The following is a 21,417-nucleotide window of genomic DNA, read 5'->3' on the forward strand; positions in this document are numbered from 1 at the left end:
ATGGCAAAATTTTCAGATGAAGGAACTTAGAGTCTATATCTGCATCCAATGAACAAACTTATAAAGGATGAAGATATGTCGAATGTTCAAACTGCGATGCCATCAGTCTACGCACGAATAGCTTCTGTTTTAGCTGAGAAGGGTAAAGAAATAGGGGGAATTGCATATTCGAGCCTTGAAGCCGGCTGTACGAAGCTTAAAGAGACAACAGCTTATGGAAGGGTTGTTGAAAGCCTAAATGAAGTGACCAATCAACTGACCGAAACTCATGTATACAAAGCAGTATCACCCTCGGCTAAAGGGTTCTATGAGAGTCACAAGCGTTCAGTTCAGGACGTTGCTGTAGTAACTGCGACTTATGGAATGCTGGGGGTATCTATTCCAGCTGTTGTTATAGCAGGTGTAGGCCTGTTGTATGTAGAGAGTAGTGACAATTCGACTAGAAATCAGCTGATGGATATGGAAAGAGTGAATGCAAAGGCAAATACATTAGTAGAGATTGGAGGGGCAGTGTTTAAGGATTCGATAAAAGCCTTCGATAAGCGGTTGGATTCATTGGTTTTAAAACTGCCTGCCGACCAGAGAGTATCGTTGCAAAACTCTCTAATAGATAAACATACGGAAATTGCAAAAGAAATCATGAGCAAAAAAACATATGGTTCGGAAGGGGAGATAACAGATGAAGCTGAAATAGTAGAAACCTTGAAAGATCAGAGAAACAAGATCTTGGATCTTGAGGGAATTGCTGGAGAAGGGAAGAAAGCGATATAGACTGACGTTAAGCTGATTTGCAGTTTGATAAATTGATCTTCCGAAAAAGAAAACGACGAAATATGCATAGTGGTAATCAGTTGACGGTATAATTCAGTTTTTTCGGTTACGTCTGGCTATTAAGATGCAAAGACTTGATATGCTCTTGGTTGAGCGGGGAAAGGCTATCTCCCGAACAAAAGCTCAACAGCTGATAAGCGAAGGTCGTGTAATGGTACATCAGTCTGGCGGCTGGGTGGCAGTGGTTAAACCTGGCCAGAAGTACCCTGATTCTATTGAGTTGGATGTTGTGTGGGATGAGTCAGATTGTTTTGTATCCCGTGGTGGATTAAAGCTAGCTGGTGCTATTGAGAAATCCGGTGCAGACTTCGCCAATGCGGTTGTTATCGATGTTGGTCAGTCAACCGGTGGCTTTACTGATTGTGCGCTCCAGTCCGGGGCTGCAAAAGTCATTGGTATTGAGGTTGGTCATGGGCAATTGGTTCCGTCGTTACGGGATGATCCGAGGGTTGTCTGCCTGGAAGGAATGAATGCGCGGGATTTATCGCGGGGTTTACTAAATTACACAACCGATGTGAAGGGGTTTGATTTCGCTGTAATGGATGTGTCGTTTATCTCCCAAACCAAAATTCTTCCTTCTCTGGCTCCCCTGTTGAAACCAGGTGGGCAGTTGTTAAGTCTGGTAAAGCCGCAGTTTGAGGTAGGTTCTGCAGGTATTGGTAAGGGCGGTATTGTCAGAGATGCAAATCTTTATCCGCAGGTAGAGCAGTCCATAAAAAGCTTCTGTGAGAAGTTGGGTATGACGGTAAAAGGTTATTTCGATAGCTCGATTACCGGTGGCGATGGTAATCGAGAGTTCTTCATCTGGGCTGAGAAGGGCGCGAGTTAAGGGCCGAGTCGCCAAACTTGAATTGGCAGTTGATAGTGATCAATCACTTTCCGCATGCGCTCCCAATGAGTAAAATCTACCCCCTTGTTCAAAATTAAAACAATCCCGGCATGTTTGCCAGTCAGCATGCTGTAATCAAGAGCCTGTCCAATGGCTTCAGGCCATTTTCGGGCAAACTCAATCTCAATGGCATGACTGTTCGTGAGGCAGTCAATGCGTCGGCCACTGTCCAATCGATACTCCAATTGACCACCCATGCCATTACACCAGACTTTTTGATACCAGGCCTCTATAGGTGCTGCGACAGTTATGGATGAGGGTAAAAGAAGTAAAAGCACGATACTGAAATACCCTATATTTCGGTTGGTCATTTACTCACCTCGTTGCCCCTTGATGTTGCTGTAGAGTGATGGGGCATTATTAGCCTGTATCGACTAAGTAGCGGCTACAGCCAGTGAGAAAATAGTGGGGTAAAAAATAGCGTTTGAGGCTTATGCCAACACAATCTGGCTCGGGTAATTTCTTGAGTGTTTTTTTATTTGGAGCTATGTGTACATAAATGAGCAACGGTTATATACCCAAAGGATTTCAAGTTGCTACGCGGCGGCAAGTGAGTGAAGCCTTGTGAGCCTACAAATAGTAGGTGATCGAGGTGAGTGAACGCAGCCAACAAAGTAGCAACTTGAAAGGCGACGGGTATAATCGCTGGCAAATTACCAGATGACTAGTGGCTATGTTTTGGGAAACGCTTTTATTCACGGCCAGTGTGACGCTGCCTGTCTGTGCGATGCTGTTGGCAGGGATTGCTCTTAAGCGCTTTCAGTTTATTGATGATCATTTTGTAACCACGGCATCAAGGCTCGTTTTCAACTTTTGTATGCCGGCACTGTTGTTTACATCCATTATTAACTTGGACATGGCATCAGTTCTTGATTTCAGGATGGTTATTTATGCTGTTATAGCATCAATTGTGACATTTCTGACAGCGAGAATACTGGCTGCGCAAGCTTGTACGTCGTCAGCCGACTACGGTGCATTTATTCAAGGCGCTGCCAGGGCAAATCTTGCTATTGTGGGTATGGCCTTGGCGGGAAATATCTATGGCAGTCATGGTATTGCATTGATGTCTCTCGCTCTGGCCTTTCTGGTACCTCTGTATAATGTGCTCTCTGTATTTGTACTGGCGTATTATGCATCCGATAAAAATGATGTTCCTTTCAGTTGGAAAAAACTGATTATTGATCTGACCAAAAACCCTCTCATTGCCTCCATTGTTGTGGGCTTTTGTTTTGTTTCGTTGGGATTGCAACTGCCCGCGGTTGCAGAAAAGGTCAGCCTGTACTTTGCTCAGATCACTTTACCATTGGCATTAATCAGTATTGGCGGAAGCCTGAGCATGGATGTGCTCAGAAAAACCAGTAAGAGTGCAGTATGGGCAACTCTGCACAAAGTATGTCTGATGCCTGTGATGACAGTGTTGGTGGCATGGTTGCTGGGGTTGAGAGGAATTGATCTTGGTATTATCTTTTTGATCTTTGCCTGCCCAACGGCGGCTGCCAGTTTTGTGATGACTAAGGCGATGGGGGGGGGGGGACGACAAACTTGCTGCTAATATTGTAGTCTTGACGACCTTAGGTAGCCTACCTGCAACGGCTATTGGTATTTTCACTCTACGCTATTGTAATTTAATTTGAGCAACAATGTTCGGATAGAGTTGACGTGCTTATGCCTGTAAATCATAGATCATCCATAATAAAAATATGAACGCCTGATGCTTTTTAGAACGCAAGGTTCAACTTTCTTAGCTACAGATAGATGAAAATAATCAGTGGGGTGCGCTTGTGTTTGAGATAGATGGTTTAGGTAGTGAAGCCAGACAAGCTTCACCGGATAATATATGAGGACATCGGTTGAGCAGAGGTTATGTAATACCACGAGCTTTTAGCAAGGCCGCTTTAAAATCCACTTCAACATCTTTAGCGATACCCGGAATCATGGCATCCGGCGTTTCACCTTTCATTTTGAGGTGATAGATCAGGATATCATCGGTTACTTCGTTTAGAGGGCCTTTATGCCCTGCTTCCAATGCAAGAGATTCAATGATTTGTACCAGGTTAAGGTGGCTTTGCTTTTGCCATTCGGGCATTAATAGTTCAGCCAGTTCATTGATTCTGTGACAGCTCATATAGCTTTACTCAATATTTGTATTGAAGAGTCAGGAGTACTGCGGTGGCGCAGTACTCTATATAAAGGAAGGGCTGCGTTAAAGGATGATGTTTTTGATGTCATCATCCTTACGATCCAGGTAATGACTGGATTGGATGCGGCGTATGGTACGTGATTTGCCACGAACCACCAGAGTTTCGGTGGTCGCTAGGTTACCATTGCGGGTAATACCCTGAAGCAGGTCGCCTTTGGTAATGCCAGTAGCGGAAAAAACCACATTATCGGAACTGGCCATATCGTCCAGACGTAACAGCTTGCCGGGCTCAACCCCCATCTCTTTGCAGCGTTCAGCTTCCAGCTTACCGGCTTCGATGTTTTCCGGCGTTTCCCCTTTAGCCTGATCTCTGGTTAATAGTCGACCATTCATATCTCCGCCAAGAGCGCGGATAACGGCAGCAGAAACAACACCTTCCGGCGCACCGCCAACACAGTACATTAAGTCAACTTCGCTGTCTGGCATGCAGGTCAGAATAGACGCAGCAACATCGCCGTCAGGAATGGCAAATACTTTCACGCCCATATTCTGCATCATGGCAATGGCGCTGTCATGGCGAGGTTTAGCGAGGGTAATAACAACCAGGCTTTCAATAGGTTTGTGGAGCGCGCGGGCGACATTATGAATGTTTTCTTTCAGCCCAATGTTCAGGTCGATGATGCCTTTGGCTCCAGGACCGCAAACCAGCTTTTCCATATACATATCAGGCGCTTTCAGGAAAGAGCCTTTCTCTCCAGCGGCCAGAACGGCAATGGCATTATTCTGGCCCATAGCGGTCATGCGGGTGCCTTCAATGGGGTCGACTGCGATATCAACGCTTTCCCCTTCGCCAGTACCCACTTTTTCGCCAATGAAGAGCATGGGAGCTTCGTCTATTTCCCCTTCTCCAATGACGATTTCGCCATTCATGGAGACTTTGTTCAGCATGGTGCGCATCGCTTCTACAGCAGCGCCGTCAGCAGCATTTTTGTCGCCACGACCAAGCCACTTGTAGCCTGCCAGGGCGGCGGCTTCCGTGACTCTTGAAAATTCGATTGCCAGTTCGCGTTTCATAAAGGTTAACTTCGAAAAATAAAGTGTTGGACTTTAGCATAATTACATGTAGGGAGCAGACCAATTTATACTTGATAAGTAGTGTAAGGTTTGCTTTTGAAGAAGGCTCCTCGTTAGTTCCGGCCTACGGAGATGAAAATATCCGTTTTCAATCTATAACCCACTTACATCTGTAAGTAGTTGATAATCCTTGTTCAGACCGAGGTGGAAGTAATATTCTGATTTTAAACTAATACTTATCGCTAATTTAGCGCTTTTCAAAGAGCGGGTAGGCTATTCAAAACCGATCAAAGTTAATCAAGAATTATGAATTCTCAATACTTTTTAATTTAAAGTATTTCAAGGAGGATGAAATGGGAATCCGGCGATCTTTAAATTTTCCAAGTGCTTCTAGTGTGAAAAACAATAAAAAGAACCCAGTGTGTAAAGAAGGGTTGGCGTTTTCTGTAAAAAGGAAGGTTGCTTCTGGATTTTCTGAGGCTTTCCTTTTGATAGCTAGGTCTATTAGGCCATTAAGGAAAAAAAGTGTCCTTTTGAATAGAAGAGTTAGACTTTTTAGGGGTGAATTGTTAAGCAATGTGAGGATGCTTAAGAAAAATAGATGGGAGAAAAATATTTCCCAGAAGAATGTTAGGTTGATGCTAATAGAGTTCCGGGCGTATAAGAAAAAAATCAATAATGAAGGTGCCTGTGTATTCAAAGATTTTTTGGAGTCGAAAGGTTATAAATCAGTATTTAGTAATATCAATTTCCAACAGAAAGGATTGCTTGGTAATAAAATGTCGGGCCCTGGTAAGACCCCGTTTGTTGGAGGTGAGTTACTGTCTGGTGTGGATTTTTCAGGATGTACTTTTTCAAATTGTGACTTGCGTCAAATAAGGCTTGATGAATCCAAGTTCAATGGTGCTCTTTTTTCAGGTTGTGATTTAAGGGGTGTAGTGTTTTCTAAATCAAGTTTTAATAATTCCATGTTCGTGAAAAACCAAATGACTGGTGCACAGTTTAACGAAGCTTTGTTTGAAAAAGTTCTATTTAATGATTGTGAAATTGATGAAAATAATTTTGAGCGAGCCGAGTTGAAAGATGTTAAATTTTTAAACAATGATCTTTCAAGATCTTCATTTTGGCAGGTGAAGGTTGGTCAAAATGTAGTGGTTGAGAATGCAGGGCTAAATAAGCTTGCCTCTGTAAATGATACGTTGTTCTTTGATGCAGTTGGTAAAATCATTTTTTCAGGGATAGTGCCCAAGCCGCCATCTAAACCGGTGGTTGGTTTGATGTGGGACCCGCTTCGTCCGGGGATGACAGCAACTAAAGTTTTTGAGAAACTCAAATCAAAAGGGCTTATACCAATGCGTATTGGTTATACGCCTTATTGGATTGATACATCAAATCTTTCTGATGAAATATCTGATCTGCTCAAATCAGGGATTACCGATAAAGAAGACAGTCTAGGAAAAGGTGTTATTCGACTTTCGGAGGAAGACAAGCAAAAAGAGGTCTCAAAGCTGAAAAGAGAGTCGGTGCTATTATCTAAGCAATTGGATGGTGTTGTCTTTCCGGGGGGGGCCAATGTTGAAGAGGGGTTCTATGATCGCAGTCCTGACTCTCGTGATGCAATGGTTGGTAAAGATTTGAGGAGAACAGTTTTTGAGTTTGCTTTGCTTGAGCAGGCAAGGAATCAAGGAGTTCCCGTTTTGGGGATGTGTAGAGCATTGCAGATGGTCAATGTATATGATGGCGGTACATTAAAAGATGTTAATGGAGAATTTGCTAAAGTTCAGCGCTACGGCGTATCAGGTCTTGTCAAAAAGCAGGGGGCTGAGCCAGAGATTGCGACGCTAAATGCTTTATCTGTAACTAACAAATCTATATATGTTGACCTGAATTATGACTATGTCTTGCAATTTGATCATGAGCTAAGTGATGAAGAATGCTGTGCATTTGAAGATGAGTTGGCGAAAGAGGGGTATGATGTTGAGTTTTCGTATTATGGCGCACGGTTATTGTGTATTTCCGGTGGATCATTCTATAAGAAGTCTGGTTGTAATTTTTCTAATGAACAGATAAAGGTTAAGTTTGAAGCATTGATTTCAAAGTATGGAGGTATGAATCGTTTTCCTGTCAAGAAAAGTAAAGTTGAAGAGTCCGGAGACGGTATTATTAAAGGGGTTATAGGAAATGAAATATCAACTATCTCAGCTCACAAACAAATGGTTGATGAAAAAGCAGAAGGTGAGCTGGATTTTGTGATTGTTGACAACTTTAACGGTAAAAGCGTTCCGAAAGCTGCAGAATCTAAGTTCGGTGTGCCTCATATATTTACTCAGTTTCATCCAGAGTTTCAGGGTGATAAAACATCGACTGCTGCTAAAATTGTATCTGGTTTGATGACGAAGAATAATGATTCGATATTTGATGCTTTTGTAAGCACAATGGCCTCAAACCAAGCAAAACAAAAGGTGCTTTTACAGTTCAAAAATCGTTGAGAATAAGCCAGCTGGAATCCAGCACTTTACGGGGTCCAGACTCTAACGAAAAGATACAGGTAATGAATAGTATCTGAGTTTTCATTACCTGCTTCGCTAAACCTTCCTTGCCAATTATAACGTTAAGGTATGGGTAATCACTGGTTTTAATGAGTGACTCAGTACTTGACGTTAGTATCATCGCCCCGTAAAATCTGTGCGCTTTATTCTATCCGTGCTCCATGCGCTTGACACGTTACAAGTCAGTGGAGCTCAGGTGCTGCATAAGCCGGTTGACGCCGGCTTTTGCTGTTTAAAGCCGATTCTGGATTGCCAATCCTCTGACGATTCAGATTCATTCTCTTGCGAGAAACCTTAGAAACGATCCTCATTAATGAGATTTGGAGTTTGCTGAATGGCAACAATTAACCAGTTGGTGCGCAAGCCACGCAAGCGTAAGGTCAGAAAGACCGACGTGCCTGCGCTGCAGGCGTGTCCACAACGTCGTGGTGTTTGTACCCGTGTTTACACCACTACTCCTAAGAAGCCTAACTCTGCGCTGCGTAAAGTATGTCGTGTGCGTCTGACTAACGGCTTTGAAGTGACTTCCTACATCGGTGGTGAAGGTCACAATCTGCAAGAGCACAGTGTTGTTCTGATCCGTGGCGGTCGTGTAAAAGACTTGCCAGGTGTTCGTTATCACACCGTTCGCGGTAGCCTGGATACCCAGGGTGTTAACGACCGTAAGAAGGGCCGTTCTAAGTACGGTACCAAGAGACCTAAGTCCTAATCGCCTGATTAGCTTAAGTTTTGGTCTGGCTGCCTAAAGCTAATAAAAAGCTTGAGGGCTGCAGACAAACTGCTCGAAAGAGTAAGAATTTAACATCAGGTTGATGAGAGTAAGGCCGGGCTGAGGCAGTTAACTGCTGAATGTTCCTGGATTACCTGAAGACCGACGTAGAGGGCTTATCAATGCCAAGAAGACGCGTAGTCGCTAAGCGCGACGTATTACCAGATCCTAAGTTTGGTAATAAAACACTCACTAAATTCATCAACCACGTGATGGTCAGCGGTAAGAAATCTGTCGCTGAAAAGATCGTTTATGGTGCTCTGGACGTTGTTCTGGAACGCACCAGCAAGGAGCCTCTGGAGATTTTTGAAAAAGCTCTGGAAACTATCGCTCCTATGGTAGAGGTTAAGTCCCGCCGTGTCGGTGGTGCTACTTACCAGGTGCCTGTTGAAGTTCGTCCTGCTCGTCGTAGTGCTCTGGCCATGCGTTGGCTGGTAGACGCTGCGCGTAAGCGTGGTGAAAAATCCATGAAGCTCCGCCTGGCTGGAGAACTGATGGACGCTGCCGAAAGCAAGGGCGCTGCAGTTAAGAAGCGTGAAGACGTGCACCGTATGGCTGAAGCCAACAAGGCATTCTCCCACTACCGTTTCTAAGTATCAGAGGATTGTATCGTGGCGCGTAAAACCCCGATCAACCGCTATCGCAACATCGGTATTTGTGCCCATGTTGACGCGGGTAAGACAACGACTACAGAACGCGTACTGTTTTACACCGGCCTGAGCCATAAAATTGGTGAAGTTCATGATGGCGCAGCCACCATGGACTGGATGGAACAGGAGCAGGAGCGTGGTATTACTATCACGTCCGCTGCGACTACCTGTTTCTGGCGCGGAATGGACGCTCAGTTTGATGAGCACCGCGTTAACATCATCGATACCCCAGGACACGTTGACTTCACTATCGAAGTAGAACGTTCCTTGCGTGTACTCGACGGCGCAGTTGTTGTGCTGTGTGGCTCCTCCGGTGTTCAGCCTCAGACTGAAACCGTATGGCGTCAGGCGGATAAGTACGCAGTTCCTCGTATGGTCTTCGTGAACAAGATGGACCGTACCGGTGCCGATTTCGAAATGGTAATCAGCCAGCTGCGTGAGCGTTTGAACGCTAACGCGGTGCCTATGCAGATGACCATCGGCGCTGAAGATGACTTCAAAGGCGTGGTTGATCTCGTGAAGATGAAATGCATCATCTGGAACGAAGAAGACCAGGGAATGACCTTCAAATACGAAGACATTCCTGCAGATATGGCTGACCTGTGTGCAGAAATGCGCGAATACATGGTTGAAGCTGCTGCCGAAGCCACTGATGAAATGATGGAAAAGTACCTCGAAGAAGGCGATCTGTCCGAAGAAGAGATTAAGGCCGGTATCCGTGCCCGTACTCTGGCGAACGAGATCATTCCTGTCTTTGGTGGTTCTGCCTTCAAGAACAAAGGTGTGCAGGCTGTTCTGGATGCTGTGATCGAACTGATGCCTTCTCCAAAAGAAGTTAAGGCGATCGAAGGTATTCTGGACGATAAAGACGGAACGGTTGCGGTTCGCGAAGCGGACGACAGTGCACCTTTCGCAGCGCTGGCATTTAAAATTGCCACTGACCCATTCGTGGGTACGCTGACCTTTATCCGTAACTACTCCGGTGTTCTGAACTCCGGTGATACAGTTTACAACCCGGTTAAGCACAAGAAAGAGCGTGTTGGTCGAATGGTGCAAATGCACGCGAACAACCGTGAAGAGCTTAAAGAGTGTGTGGCTGGTGACATCGTTGCCCTGATCGGCATGAAAGATGTAACCACTGGTGACACTCTGTGTTCAATGGACAGCATTATTACTCTGGAGCGTATGGAATTCCCAGAGCCAGTAATTTCTGTTGCTGTTGAGCCAAAGACTAAGGCTGACCAGGAAAAAATGGGTATCGCTCTGGGCAAACTTGCTCAGGAAGATCCGTCTTTCCGCGTTCACACTGACGAAGAAAGTGGCCAGACCATTATCTCCGGCATGGGTGAGTTGCACCTGGATATCCTTGTTGACCGTATGCGTCGCGAATTCAATGTTGAAGCCAACATTGGTAAGCCTCAGGTTGCTTACCGTGAGAAGCTCAAAGGTTCTGTTGACGCTAACCACAAGTTTGCCAAGCAGTCTGGTGGTCGTGGTCAGTATGGTCACGTTGTTGTTGAATTCTCTCCTGCCGCTGCTGGCGAAGAAGGTTTGGAATTCATCAATGAAATCGTGGGTGGTACTATTCCTAAGGAATACATCCCGGCGATCCAGAAAGGCATTGAAGAACAGATGAAGAACGGCGTTATCGCCGGCTACCCATTACTGGGTCTGAAAGCTCGTCTGTACGATGGTTCTTTCCACGATGTTGACTCCAACGAAATGGCGTTTAAAATCGCTGCTTCACAAGCGCTGAAGAAATACGCACCACAGGCTCAGCCTGTGCTGATGGAACCGATGATGAAGGTTGAGGTGGTAACACCTGAAGACTACATGGGTGACGTTATGGGTGACCTGAGTCGCCGTCGCGGTATTGTTCAGGGCATGAAAGATACGTCTTCTGGCAAGACTATTGACGCTCAGGTGCCGCTGGGTGAAATGTTCGGCTACGCTACCGACCTGCGATCAGCAACTCAGGGGCGTGCAACATACACCATGGAATTCCATGAGTATGCCGAAGCGCCCGCCAGCATTGCTGAAGCGGTTATCAAGAACCAGGGTTGATCTCTGATTCGGTAGTTTGATGGCGAAGTCTACGGACGCTTTTACGAAAGCAGTGGAATTTCTCAGTTTTTTACACTGAGAAATTTCTTTCCATAAGCAATCGCTGTTAGAATGCCGGCCTGAAATCATACCTGATATCAAACTTATCTATAGCTTAAGGTTAAGAGAAATGGCTAAGGAAAAATTTGAACGTAAAAAGCCGCACGTAAACGTCGGCACCATCGGTCACGTTGACCACGGTAAAACCACTCTGACTGCTGCGCTGACTCGCGTATGTGCAGAGATCTGGGGCGGCACCATGCGTGCATTCGACCAGATCGATAACGCTCCTGAAGAGCGTGAGCGTGGTATCACCATCTCTACTGCACACGTAGAGTATGATTCCCCAGCTCGTCACTACGCGCACGTAGACTGCCCAGGCCACGCTGACTATGTTAAAAACATGATCACTGGTGCTGCTCAGATGGACGGCGCTATCCTGGTATGTTCCGCTGCTGATGGCCCCATGCCACAGACTCGTGAGCACATCCTGCTGTCTCGTCAGGTAGGTGTACCATACATCGTGGTATTCCTGAACAAAGCTGACATGGTAGACGACGAAGAGCTGCTGGAACTGGTGGAGATGGAAGTTCGCGAACTTCTGGACATGTACGACTTCCCAGGCGACGACACTCCAATCATCATCGGTTCTGCCCTGATGGCTCTGAACGGTGAAGACGCTAACGAAATGGGTACTACCGCTGTTAAGAAGCTGGTAGAAACTCTGGATTCTTACATCCCAGAGCCAGAACGTGCTATCGATCAGCCGTTCCTGATGCCTATCGAAGACGTATTCTCCATCGCTGGCCGTGGTACTGTTGTAACTGGTCGTGTTGAGCGTGGTATCGTTAACGTTGGTAACGAAGTAGAAATTATTGGTATCAAAGACACTACCAAGACTACTGTTACTGGTGTTGAAATGTTCCGTAAGCTGCTTGACGAAGGTCGTGCAGGTGAGAACATCGGTGCTCTGCTGCGTGGTACCAAGCGTGAAGACGTTGAGCGTGGTCAGTGTCTGGTTAAGCCAGGTACCGTTACTCCGCACACCAAGTTCGAAGCTGAAGTGTACATCCTGTCCAAAGAAGAAGGCGGTCGTCACACTCCATTCTTCAAGGGCTACCGTCCACAGTTCTACTTCCGTACTACTGACGTGACTGGTGCTGTTGAGCTGAACGAAGGCGTTGAAATGGTAATGCCTGGTGACAACATCAACTTCGTAGCTACTCTGATCAACCCAGTAGCTATGGAAGAAGGTCTGCGTTTCGCGATTCGTGAAGGCGGCCGTACAGTTGGTGCTGGTGTTGTTGCTAAAATCTTCGAATAATCGACGATTTTAAAAGACATAAAGTCACCTCGAAAAACCCGGCATTAGCCGGGTTTTTTTTGACTTTAAAATAGAGGACTGTTTCTCAATCCTTTATAACTGCATGCAGGATTATTATGTTGGTCGGCAGGTTTGGATCGTTACGGTATTTGGGTTAGCGCTTAACGATTAACGATAATCCGTCAGAAATAGGCAGTATCATCATATCGACACGGTCGTCTTGATGGATCTTTATATTAAGCGCTTTGAGCGCGATAGTATCCTCGTCAATTGCTGTTGCTTCGGCAACATGTCCGCTCCAAAGCACGTTATCAATAAGGATGAGTCCGCCGGGGCGAATCAGCTTTAAGCATTGCTCGTAATAGGTGTCGTAACCGGTTTTATCTGCATCAATAAAAGCCATGTCGAATGAGTTTTCCCGCCCTTCGGTAATGAGTCGTGAAAGGGTTTCAAGTGCGGGGGCTATATTAAGGTCGATGATTTGATCTACGCCAGCTTGTTTCCAGTAGGGTTTTGCAAGATCTGTGTACTCAGAGCTGATGTCGCAGGCGATGAGTTTTCCATCCTTGGGGAGATTTAGTGCAACAGACAGTGCGCTGTACCCGGTAAACGTACCGATCTCTATGCAATGTTTAGCGTTGATTAGTTTGGCGAGCATGCCCATGAATTGACCTTGCTCTGGAGAAATTTGCATGACGCTTCTGGCGTGTTTGCTGGTGAGTATTCTAAGTTGGGCCTGTATTGGGTGTTCTCGTAAGCCAAATTTGTGCAGGTAGTCTATCAGGGGTTCTGTTAGTTGAAGTGTCTGTGTGCTCATTTTTCTATGCCTTTATTTTGATTCTGCATTGGTAGCAAGTTGGTTGGTGGTACTAAGGGGGGGAGGCAGCTGGGTAATGTTTGAGGGTTGTCGATAGAGGCACCCCATAATCTCTGGGTAGTGGGGTGCGTCGTAATTCAGGTCGGTATGTTTGTGGTGTTTTTTGTTTCCTTGGTGGTCTCGGGGTGGATGTTTGCGTCAAAGGTATGATCTCCATTTTTACTTATTCCATATTCGCGTAGATGTTCTTTATAAAATAACAGGTTATCCTGGGCGGTCAAAAATAAGCAAACGCCTCTCAGGGCTTCAGCTAATCCTTATACATTTCTATGGCTTTAAAAGAGTATGATTTCCAGTAGATGATTCGACCGTTTTACAGAGAGCAAATCCACTGCCTTCAGGGTTGAGATTAATTTGTCTGAATACTTGTGTTGACAGATGCTTTTGTGATTAGTAAAATTTTGCGTCCTTTTGTCTTGGTGACATTGATCGCCAGACTTCGTTCTTTATATACCATGGTTAGAACAAGATGAGCCAACAATCAAAACAAAGCGGTCAGGCGCAGCAAATTCGCATTCGTCTGAAAGCTTTTGATCATCGCCTGATCGACCAGTCTACGCAGGAAATCGTTGATACTGCGAAGAGAACTGGTGCGCAGGTGCGTGGTCCGATCCCTCTGCCAACCCGAAAAGAACGTTTTACAGTTCTGATTTCTCCACACGTCAACAAAGACGCTCGTGATCAGTATGAAATCCGTACTCATAAACGTCTTCTCGACATCATCGAGCCCACCGAAAAAACTGTAGACGCACTGATGAAGCTGGACTTGGCAGCCGGCGTTGAAGTGCAAATCAGTCTCGGTTAATAAGGCCAATGGGCTCTCCATCAAAGTGTGCACACTTTTGTGTAACAGCTCTGAAGTGAGCGGCCATAGTGGGTGTTAGCCCCGTACACGAGAGAGGTTGAAATGACTATTGGATTAGTCGGCAAGAAACGCGGTATGACCCGTGTTTTCACCGAAGACGGTGCTTCAATACCAGTAACCGTAATCGAAGTTGATCCAAACCGCGTTACCCAGGTGAAAACCCAGGCAACCGACGGATATACTGCGATTCAGGTAACTTCTGGTAGCAAAAAAAGCAGCCGTTTAAGCAAGCCAAAGGCTGGCCACTTCGCCAAAGCAGGCGTTGAAGCTGGTGATGGGCTTTGGGAATTCCGTATCGACGCTGACGCTGAATATAAAGCTGGCGACGTTATCGGTGTAGACCTGTTTGAACAAGGTCAGAAAGTAGACGTTACTGGTCAGTCTAAGGGTAAGGGGTTCCAGGGCGTTATCAAACGCTACAACTTCCGTATGCAAGACGCGACTCACGGTAACTCTCTGTCTCACCGTGCACCTGGCTCTATCGGCCAGTGTCAGACTCCAGGTCGAGTCTTCAAAGGCAAGAAAATGGCTGGACATATGGGTGCTGAGAAAGTAACCGTACAGTCCTTGGAAATCGTTCGTGTAGATGGCGAGCGTAACCTGCTGCTGGTAAAAGGCGCAGTACCTGGTGCTACCGGTGCTGACGTTGTTGTTAAACCAGCAGTGAAAGCTGGCGCCTGAGGGGATTAGATTATGGAACTGAAGGTAAACGGTGCAGATGCCGTTCAGGTCTCAGACGTAACTTTTGCCACTGAATTCAACGAAACTCTGGTTCACCAGGCGGTTGTTGCTTTCATGGCGGGTTCTCGTCAAGGTACCAAGGCTCAAAAGACACGCAGCGAAGTTAGCGGCGGTGGTCGTAAGCCATGGCGTCAAAAAGGTTCCGGTCGTGCGCGCGCCGGTACCATCCGTAGCCCATTGTGGCGCGGGGGCGGCAGAACATTTGCTGCTAAACCACAGAATCACACTCAAAAGCTGAACAAAAAGATGTACCGCGCAGCACTGCGCTCCATCTTGTCTGAGCTGGTTCGTCAAGATCGTCTGGTGGTGGTTGAGCAGTTCGCTGTTGAATCTCCTAAGACAAAACTGGTTGTTGCCAAGCTGAATGAGCTGAACGCTAACGGCGCGTTGATCGTGTCCGAAGAAGTGGATCAGAACATTTATCTGGCTGCTCGCAACATTCCTTATGTGGATGTTCGTGACGTACAGGGTATTGATCCGGTTAGCCTGGTTGCTCACGACAAAGTCGTGATGACTGTTGCTGCCATCAAGAAGTTCGAGGAGATGCTGGGATGAACCAGGAACGTATTTTTAAAGTACTGTTTGGTCCTCACATTTCCGAGAAGGCCACTGTTGTTGCTGAAGAGCATAACCAGTACGTCTTTAAGGTAGCTAAGGACGCAACCAAGCTCGAAATCAAAAAAGCTGTTGAGCAGCTGTTTGAAGTCAGCGTTAAAGCTGTCAGGACTGTCGTTGTTAAGGGCAAGACTAAGCGTACACGTTTCGGTATGGGCCATCGCTCAGACTGGAAAAAGGCTTACGTCAGCCTGGAGCAAGGTCAGGAAATTGACTTCGCGGACGCGGAATAAGGAGCTAGAGAATGGCAGTTATCAAATGCAAGCCGACTTCTCCAGGTCGCCGCTTCGTAGTCAAGGTTGTAAACCCTGACCTCCACAAAGGCCGTCCATACGCGCCTCTGCTGGAAAAGAAGTCTAAAACTGGTGGTCGCAACAATGCTGGCCGTATCACTACCCGTCATCGTGGTGGTGGTCATAAGCAGCACTATCGTATCGTAGATTTTCGTCGTAACAAGGACGGCATTCCAGCTGTTGTTGAGCGTCTGGAATACGATCCAAACCGTACCGCGCATATCGCTCTGTTGAAATACATTGACGGTGAGCGTCGTTACATTATCGCACCTAAAGGTGTGAAAGCCGGTGATCAACTTTTCTCCGGTGTTGATGCCCCAATTAAAGCGGGAAATACATTGCCACTGCGCAATATCCCACAGGGTTCCATCGTACACTGTATTGAAATGAAGCCTGGTAAAGGCGCTCAGATGATCCGCAGTGCTGGTGCTTCTGCCCAGCTGGTCGCTCGTGACGGTGCTTACGTTACTCTGCGTCTGCGTTCCGGTGAAATGCGTAAAGTATTGGCTGACTGTCGTGCCACTCTGGGCGAAGTCTCTAACAGTGAGCACAGTTTGCGCTCCCTGGGTAAAGCGGGTGCTAAGCGCTGGCGTGGTGTGCGTCCAACCGTTCGTGGTGTTGCCATGAACCCGGTTGATCACCCACATGGTGGTGGTGAAGGTCGTACTTCCGGTGGTCGTCATCCTGTGACGCCATGGGGTGTTCCGACTAAGGGTCGTAAGACTCGTTCCAACAAGCGTACGGACAAAATGATCGTACGTCGTCGCAGCGCGAAGTAAGCCCAGAGAGAGGATACGATAGTGCCACGTTCACTGAAAAAAGGCCCATTTATCGACCTTCACTTGTTGAAGAAGGTTGAAGAAGCGGCTGACAGCGGCAACAAGCGTCCGATCAAGACCTGGTCCCGCCGCTCAATGATTATCCCAACTATGGTTGGTCTGACTTTGGCTGTTCATAACGGTCGTCAGCACGTACCCGTTTTCGTAAGTGAAGACATGGTCGGCCATAAGCTGGGCGAGTTTGCTGCTACCCGTACATATCGCGGCCACGCAGCAGACAAAAAGGCCAAGAAGCGCTAAGGGGTTATGAAATGAAAGAAGTTGCTGCTATGCATAAAGGCGCTCGCATTTCTGCCCAGAAAGCGCGTCTGGTCGCTGACCAGATTCGTGGCAAGGCAGTAGGCGAAGCCCTGAATTTGTTGAGCTACAGCCCTAAGAAAGCTGCGGTTCTGGTTAAGAAAGTGCTTGAGTCTGCTATTGCAAACGCTGAGCACAATGACGGCATGGATATTGATGAGCTGAAAGTGTCTACTTGCTTCGTTGACGAAGCAATGACCATGAAGCGCATTCGTCCACGTGCCAAGGGTCGTGCTGATCGCATTCTGAAGCGGTCTTGCCATATTACGGTTAAGGTTGCAGAGGTCTAAGGAGCGGTCACATGGGTCAAAAAGTACATCCTAATGGAATTCGCCTTGGCATCGTCAAGCCTCATCGTTCAGTCTGGTTCGCAGACGGTAGCGATTACGCTGACAAGCTGAATGCCGATCTAGCAGTGCGTAGTTTCATTGAAAAGAAGCTGAAAAATGCTTCTGTCAGTCATGTTGATATCCAGCGTCCAGCTCAAAGCGCTCGTATTACTATTCACACTGCCCGTCCAGGTATCGTGATTGGTAAGAAAGGCGAAGACGTTGAGAAGCTGCGTCAGGCCATTACCAAAATGATGGGCGTGCCTGTGCACATCAACATTGAAGAAATTCGTAAGCCTGAACTGAATGCCATGCTGGTAGCTCAGAGCATCGCTGGTCAGCTGGAGCGTCGTGTGATGTTCCGTCGTGCCATGAAGCGCTCTGTACAAAATGCTATGCGTATGGGTGCCAAGGGCATCAAGATTCAGTTGAGTGGTCGTCTGGGTGGCGCTGAAATCGCACGTACCGAATGGTACCGCGAAGGTCGTGTGCCGCTTCACACTCTGCGTGCTGATATTGATTACGCACAGTACGAAGCCCTGACTACTTACGGTATCCTGGGCGTGAAGGTCTGGATCTTTAAAGGCGAAGTAATTGGTGGCGTTCCACCGGTTATTGAAACTCCAAAAGATCAGCAGCCACGTCGCCCTAATAAAAAGCGTCAAGCTAAGAATTAAGGAGCGCGGAAATGTTACAACCTAAACGTACTAAGTTCCGTAAGCAGATGAAAGGCCGCAACCGCGGTCTGGCTCTGCGCGGCTCCAAGGTTAGCTTCGGCGAATACGCATTGAAAGCTGTTGGTCGTGGACGTATAACTGCGCGTCAGATTGAAGCGGCTCGTCGTGCCATGACCCGTCACGTTAAGCGTGGTGGTAAAATCTGGATCCGCGTCTTCCCAGACAAGCCGATCACCGGCAAGCCTCTTGAGGTTCGTCAGGGTAAAGGTAAGGGTAACGTGGAATACTGGGTGTGCCAGATTCAACCAGGCCGCGTTCTCTATGAGATGGAAGGTGTGTCCGAAGAGCTGGCTCGTGAAGCCTTTGCTCTGGCTGCTGCGAAGCTGCCACTGGAAACTACCTTCGTTAAGCGGAGCGTAATGTGATGAATGCTGCTGAACTGCGTGAAAAGTCTGTAGAGGAGCTCAATACTGAGCTTCTCTCTCTGCTGCGGGATCAGTTTAATTTCCGTATGCAGAAAGCTACTGGCCAAATGGCACAGAGTCATCTGCTGAAGCAGGTTAAGCGCGACATCGCTCGCGTGAAAACCATCCTGAACCAAAAGGCAGGAGCGTAAAAAGATGACTGAAGCCAAAATGGTCCGTACTCTTACCGGCAAGGTTGTGAGCGACAAGATGGATAAAACCGTCACTGTTCTCATCGAACGCCGGGTAAAGCATCCGCTTCTGGGTAAAATCGTGAAGCGGTCCACCAAGTTGCACGCTCATGATGAGAACAACGAATGCCGTATGGGCGACGTTGTAACCATTAAAGAGACGCGTCCTCTGTCAAAGAGCAAGACATTTGCACTTGTATCCATTGACGAGCGTGCCACTCAGATCTAAGGCTTTGGTGCTTTGGGCTTGAGTTGATGATAGCCGGTCTGGCAGATGGTTTTTTATTGTCTGTCGGATCGGCTGTTTGTATGATAGCCGGCGAGTACCCGCCTGCAGTTTGGGCTTGGAGATAAAGTAATGATCCAAACAGAAAGTGAACTCGAAGTCGCTGATAACAGCGGCGCACGTCGAGTACAATGTATCAAGGTGTTGGGAGGCTCCCATCGCCGTTACGCACACATTGGTGACATCATCAAAGTATCCGTTAAGGAAGCAATTCCACGCGGTAAGGTCAAAAAAGGCCAGGTGATGAACGCCGTTGTTGTTCGTACACGTAAAGGTGTTCGTCGTCCAGACGGCTCCCTGATCAAGTTCGATGGCAATGCGGCTGTTCTGCTTAACGCAAACAACCAGCCTATCGGTACACGTATCTTTGGACCAGTGACTCGTGAACTGCGCGGTGAGCAGTTTATGAAGATCATTTCACTGGCCCCAGAAGTACTGTAACGGGAGCAGAACATGAAAAAGATCCGTCGTGATGACGAAGTCATCGTAATTGCCGGCAAGGACAAAGGTAAGCGCGGTAAAGTGCAAACCGTTCGTGCTGACGGCAAACTGATTGTTTCTGGTATCAACATGATGAAGAAACATCAGAAGCCTAACCCAATGTTGGGCACTCCTGGTGGAATCGTAGAGAAAGAAGCGGCTATTCAAGCTTCTAACGTTGCGCTTCTGAACCCTGAAACCAACAAGGCTGATCGTGTTGGCTTTACCACTTCTGAAGATGGTAAAAAGCAGCGCGTATTCAAGTCTAACGGCAAGCCTGTTGGCGCGTAAGGGGAGAGTGATGGCAAATTTCAAAACTAAATATCGTGAAGAGATTCTTCCAAAGCTCAAAGAAGAGCTTGGTGTGAAGAACGTTCATGAAGTGCCACGCATTACCAAAATCACCCTGAACATGGGTGTGGGTGAAGCGATTGGTGACAAGAAAGTCATCGAGCACGCACTGGCCGACATGGAAAAAATCGCCGGTCAGAAGCCTGTGGTAACCAAGGCTCGCAACTCTGTTGCTGGCTTCAAGGTTCGTGAAGGTTGGCCAATCGGTGTGAAGGTAACTCTGCGTAGCGATCGCATGTATGAGTTCCTGGAGCGTCTGGTTGACATCGCTCTGCCACGTGTACGTGACTTCCGTGGTGTGAGTGCCAAGTCCTTCGACGGACGTGGTAACTACAGCATGGGTGTTAAAGAGCAGATCATCTTCCCTGAAGTTGATTATGACAAAATCGACACTCTTCGCGGTCTGGACATTACTCTGACCACAACTGCCAAGAATGACGATGAAGGCCGTGCTCTGCTGAAGGCTTTCAACTTCCCATTCCGTAACTGATACAGGTACGAGTTTTATGGCAAAAGTATCCATGAAGCAACGGGAACTGAAGCGTCAGCAAACCGTTGCCAAATTCGCTGAAAAGCGCGCACAGCTGAAAGCTGTGATTAACAATCCTAACAGCACTGAAGATGAGCGTTGGGATGCACAGGTAGCTCTTCAAAAGCAACCACGTGATGCGAGCAAAGCTCGTCTGCGTAACCGTTGTCGAGTTACTGGACGTCCACACGGCGTTCTGCGCAAATTCGGCCTGAGCCGTATCAAGCTGCGTGAAGCAGCGATGCGTGGTGATGTTCCAGGTCTGGTTAAGGCCAGCTGGTAAGCCATTTCATCTTCGGGAGATATAGATAATGAGTATGCAGGACCCGTTAGCAGATATGCTAACTCGTATCCGTAATGCCCAGATGGCAGAGCACGCCTCTGTCACCATGCCATCCTCAAAAATCAAAGTGGCTGTAGCCAAGGTTTTAAAGGATGAAGGTTTTGTTGCTGACTACAGCGTAGCTGGCGACGTTAAAACTGAACTGACCATCGAACTGAAATACTTCGAAGGCAAGCCAGTTATTGAAAGCCTTAAGCGCAGCAGTCGTCCAGGTTTGCGTTCATACGCAGGCAAGGAAGCTCTGCCTAAAGTAAACAGCGGTCTGGGTATCGCTATCGTGTCAACCAACAAAGGTGTAATGACCGAACGTGCTGCTCGTGCAGCCGGTGTTGGTGGCGAAATTCTCTGCACAGTATTCTAAGGGAGGGGTATTATGTCTCGAGTAGCCAAAAGCCCTGTTGCTATCCCTGCTGGTGTAGAGATCAAGCACGATGGCCAAGGTCTGATTATCAAAGGACCTAAAGGTCAACTGGAACTTGTTGTTCACAACAATGTCGAAGTTGCACAGGAAGAAAACGTTCTGACGTTTGCTCCACGTGATGGTGCCAAGTACTCACGTGCTCTGGCAGGAACCACCCGTGCTCTGGTTAACAACATGGTAACTGGCGTCACCACTGGCTTTGCTAAAAAGCTTCAGCTGGTTGGTGTTGGTTATCGTGCACAGGCCAAGGGTAATACCTTGACTTTGAACCTGGGCTTCTCCCATCCGGTTGAATACAGCCTGCCAAAAGGCGTGACTGCAGAAACCCCAACCCAGACTGAAATTCTGGTACAGGGTATCGACAAGCAGTTGGTCGGACAGGTTGCTGCGGAAATTCGTGAATTCCGTCGTCCTGAGCCTTATAAAGGTAAGGGTGTTCGCTATGCTGACGAACGTGTTCGTCGCAAAGAAGCCAAGAAAAAGTAAGGTA

At 47.2% G+C, this 21,417-nt stretch carries 29 protein-coding genes; 25 read left to right on the top strand and 4 right to left on the bottom strand.

Annotated elements, in window-relative coordinates; translation table 11 throughout:
* Nucleotides 1-48 precede the first annotated feature (48 nt).
* Together AKL11_RS08870 and AKL11_RS08875 are read left to right on the top strand one after the other, a co-directional pair.
* A complete protein-coding gene (locus AKL11_RS08870; RefSeq protein ID WP_067516543.1) occupies nt 49-771 on the top strand; it encodes a hypothetical protein in 723 nt (240 codons plus the stop codon).
* Between the two features lie 124 nt (nt 772-895).
* Nucleotides 896-1,660, top strand: a complete 765-nt coding sequence (locus tag AKL11_RS08875; protein ID WP_067516545.1) for a TlyA family RNA methyltransferase — start codon at nt 896-898, stop codon at nt 1,658-1,660.
* On the opposite strand, the gene AKL11_RS08880 is transcribed toward AKL11_RS08875, so the two are convergent.
* Entirely contained in the window at nt 1,657-2,031 is a 375-nt protein-coding gene (locus AKL11_RS08880; protein ID WP_157673478.1) for a hypothetical protein, read from the bottom strand. The two genes, AKL11_RS08875 and AKL11_RS08880, sit on opposite strands and share 4 nt — an antisense overlap.
* Nucleotides 2,032-2,393: 362 nt before the next feature.
* Here AKL11_RS08880 and AKL11_RS08885 point away from each other — a divergent pair, with 362 nt between their 5' ends.
* Complete coding sequence (locus AKL11_RS08885) at nt 2,394-3,272, top strand: AEC family transporter (protein ID WP_095210277.1); 879 nt, start codon at nt 2,394-2,396, stop codon at nt 3,270-3,272.
* Nucleotides 3,273-3,581: 309 nt separating this feature from the next.
* On the opposite strand, the gene AKL11_RS08890 is transcribed toward AKL11_RS08885, so the two are convergent.
* Both AKL11_RS08890 and glpX read right to left on the bottom strand, forming a co-directional pair.
* Entirely contained in the window at nt 3,582-3,845 is a 264-nt protein-coding gene (locus AKL11_RS08890) for a YihD family protein (protein ID WP_067516549.1), read from the bottom strand.
* Nucleotides 3,846-3,923: 78 nt separating this feature from the next.
* A complete protein-coding gene (gene glpX, locus AKL11_RS08895; RefSeq protein WP_067516551.1) occupies nt 3,924-4,934 on the bottom strand; it encodes a class II fructose-bisphosphatase in 1,011 nt (336 codons plus the stop codon).
* A 353-nt stretch (nt 4,935-5,287) separates the two neighbouring features.
* Here glpX and AKL11_RS08900 point away from each other — a divergent pair, with 353 nt between their 5' ends.
* The 5 genes from AKL11_RS08900 to tuf all read left to right on the top strand — a co-directional run bounded on the left by AKL11_RS08900 (nt 5,288) and on the right by tuf (nt 12,329).
* Nucleotides 5,288-7,423 carry a gamma-glutamyl-gamma-aminobutyrate hydrolase family protein gene (locus AKL11_RS08900; protein WP_095210278.1) on the top strand — a complete coding sequence of 712 codons (2,136 nt, stop codon included), beginning with the start codon at nt 5,288-5,290 and terminating at the stop codon, nt 7,421-7,423.
* 394 nt (nt 7,424-7,817) lie between these two features.
* Nucleotides 7,818-8,192 (top strand): 30S ribosomal protein S12, encoded by a 375-nt coding sequence (gene rpsL, locus AKL11_RS08910; protein ID WP_067516556.1) that lies wholly within the window; start codon nt 7,818-7,820, stop codon nt 8,190-8,192.
* A 182-nt stretch (nt 8,193-8,374) separates the two neighbouring features.
* Nucleotides 8,375-8,845, top strand: coding sequence for a 30S ribosomal protein S7 (gene rpsG, locus AKL11_RS08915; protein WP_067517282.1), 471 nt, complete (start codon nt 8,375-8,377; stop codon nt 8,843-8,845).
* Between the two features lie 18 nt (nt 8,846-8,863).
* Nucleotides 8,864-10,966, top strand: coding sequence for an elongation factor G (gene fusA / locus AKL11_RS08920; protein WP_067516558.1), 2,103 nt, complete (start codon nt 8,864-8,866; stop codon nt 10,964-10,966).
* A gap of 169 nt (nt 10,967-11,135) precedes the next feature.
* Nucleotides 11,136-12,329 carry an elongation factor Tu gene (tuf, locus tag AKL11_RS08925; protein ID WP_067516560.1) on the top strand — a complete coding sequence of 398 codons (1,194 nt, stop codon included), beginning with the start codon at nt 11,136-11,138 and terminating at the stop codon, nt 12,327-12,329.
* Nucleotides 12,330-12,483: 154 nt separating this feature from the next.
* Here tuf and AKL11_RS08930 read toward each other — a convergent pair whose 3' ends face one another.
* Nucleotides 12,484-13,146 (bottom strand): class I SAM-dependent methyltransferase, encoded by a 663-nt coding sequence (locus AKL11_RS08930; protein ID WP_067516562.1) that lies wholly within the window; start codon nt 13,144-13,146, stop codon nt 12,484-12,486.
* A gap of 529 nt (nt 13,147-13,675) precedes the next feature.
* Between AKL11_RS08930 and rpsJ the strand changes: the two genes are divergently transcribed.
* The 17 genes from rpsJ to rplF all read left to right on the top strand — a co-directional run bounded on the left by rpsJ (nt 13,676) and on the right by rplF (nt 21,413).
* Entirely contained in the window at nt 13,676-14,011 is a 336-nt protein-coding gene (gene rpsJ / locus AKL11_RS08935; protein WP_020582417.1) for a 30S ribosomal protein S10, read from the top strand.
* A gap of 102 nt (nt 14,012-14,113) precedes the next feature.
* The gene (rplC, locus tag AKL11_RS08940; RefSeq protein WP_067517284.1) at nt 14,114-14,752 is read left to right on the top strand and encodes a 50S ribosomal protein L3; all 639 of its coding nucleotides are present in this window, start codon (nt 14,114-14,116) and stop codon (nt 14,750-14,752) included.
* Nucleotides 14,753-14,764: 12 nt separating this feature from the next.
* On the top strand, nt 14,765-15,367 hold the full coding sequence (rplD, locus tag AKL11_RS08945) for a 50S ribosomal protein L4 (protein ID WP_067516564.1): 603 nt from the start codon (nt 14,765-14,767) through the stop codon (nt 15,365-15,367).
* Entirely contained in the window at nt 15,364-15,660 is a 297-nt protein-coding gene (rplW, locus tag AKL11_RS08950; RefSeq protein WP_067516566.1) for a 50S ribosomal protein L23, read from the top strand. Before rplD ends, rplW begins: the two co-directional genes overlap by 4 nt.
* An 11-nt stretch (nt 15,661-15,671) precedes the next feature.
* A complete protein-coding gene (gene rplB / locus AKL11_RS08955) occupies nt 15,672-16,499 on the top strand; it encodes a 50S ribosomal protein L2 (RefSeq protein ID WP_067516568.1) in 828 nt (275 codons plus the stop codon).
* 21 nt (nt 16,500-16,520) lie between these two features.
* On the top strand, nt 16,521-16,799 hold the full coding sequence (gene rpsS, locus AKL11_RS08960) for a 30S ribosomal protein S19 (RefSeq protein ID WP_067516570.1): 279 nt from the start codon (nt 16,521-16,523) through the stop codon (nt 16,797-16,799).
* An 11-nt stretch (nt 16,800-16,810) separates the two neighbouring features.
* On the top strand, nt 16,811-17,146 hold the full coding sequence (gene rplV, locus AKL11_RS08965) for a 50S ribosomal protein L22 (protein ID WP_067516572.1): 336 nt from the start codon (nt 16,811-16,813) through the stop codon (nt 17,144-17,146).
* Nucleotides 17,147-17,157: 11 nt separating this feature from the next.
* Nucleotides 17,158-17,862 carry a 30S ribosomal protein S3 gene (gene rpsC / locus AKL11_RS08970; RefSeq protein ID WP_067516574.1) on the top strand — a complete coding sequence of 235 codons (705 nt, stop codon included), beginning with the start codon at nt 17,158-17,160 and terminating at the stop codon, nt 17,860-17,862.
* A gap of 11 nt (nt 17,863-17,873) precedes the next feature.
* Nucleotides 17,874-18,287: a 50S ribosomal protein L16 gene (rplP, locus tag AKL11_RS08975; RefSeq protein WP_067516576.1), complete on the top strand. Its 414-nt coding sequence runs from the start codon at nt 17,874-17,876 to the stop codon at nt 18,285-18,287.
* Complete coding sequence (gene rpmC, locus AKL11_RS08980) at nt 18,287-18,478, top strand: 50S ribosomal protein L29 (protein ID WP_067516578.1); 192 nt, start codon at nt 18,287-18,289, stop codon at nt 18,476-18,478. The genes rplP and rpmC overlap by 1 nt, the downstream gene beginning before the upstream one ends.
* Before the next feature lie 4 nt (nt 18,479-18,482).
* On the top strand, nt 18,483-18,746 hold the full coding sequence (gene rpsQ, locus AKL11_RS08985) for a 30S ribosomal protein S17 (protein ID WP_067516580.1): 264 nt from the start codon (nt 18,483-18,485) through the stop codon (nt 18,744-18,746).
* A 129-nt stretch (nt 18,747-18,875) separates the two neighbouring features.
* Nucleotides 18,876-19,244, top strand: coding sequence for a 50S ribosomal protein L14 (rplN, locus tag AKL11_RS08990; RefSeq protein WP_067516582.1), 369 nt, complete (start codon nt 18,876-18,878; stop codon nt 19,242-19,244).
* A 12-nt stretch (nt 19,245-19,256) separates the two neighbouring features.
* Nucleotides 19,257-19,574: a 50S ribosomal protein L24 gene (gene rplX / locus AKL11_RS08995; protein WP_067516584.1), complete on the top strand. Its 318-nt coding sequence runs from the start codon at nt 19,257-19,259 to the stop codon at nt 19,572-19,574.
* Nucleotides 19,575-19,584: 10 nt separating this feature from the next.
* Entirely contained in the window at nt 19,585-20,124 is a 540-nt protein-coding gene (gene rplE / locus AKL11_RS09000) for a 50S ribosomal protein L5 (RefSeq protein WP_067516586.1), read from the top strand.
* Between the two features lie 16 nt (nt 20,125-20,140).
* Nucleotides 20,141-20,446, top strand: a complete 306-nt coding sequence (gene rpsN / locus AKL11_RS09005; protein WP_067516588.1) for a 30S ribosomal protein S14 — start codon at nt 20,141-20,143, stop codon at nt 20,444-20,446.
* Between the two features lie 28 nt (nt 20,447-20,474).
* Nucleotides 20,475-20,867, top strand: coding sequence for a 30S ribosomal protein S8 (gene rpsH / locus AKL11_RS09010; protein WP_067516590.1), 393 nt, complete (start codon nt 20,475-20,477; stop codon nt 20,865-20,867).
* A gap of 12 nt (nt 20,868-20,879) precedes the next feature.
* Entirely contained in the window at nt 20,880-21,413 is a 534-nt protein-coding gene (rplF, locus tag AKL11_RS09015) for a 50S ribosomal protein L6 (RefSeq protein WP_067516592.1), read from the top strand.
* Nucleotides 21,414-21,417 lie beyond the last annotated feature (4 nt).

This window comes from Endozoicomonas ascidiicola (genome assembly GCF_001646945.1).
Lineage (GTDB): Bacteria > Pseudomonadota > Gammaproteobacteria > Pseudomonadales > Endozoicomonadaceae > Endozoicomonas > Endozoicomonas ascidiicola.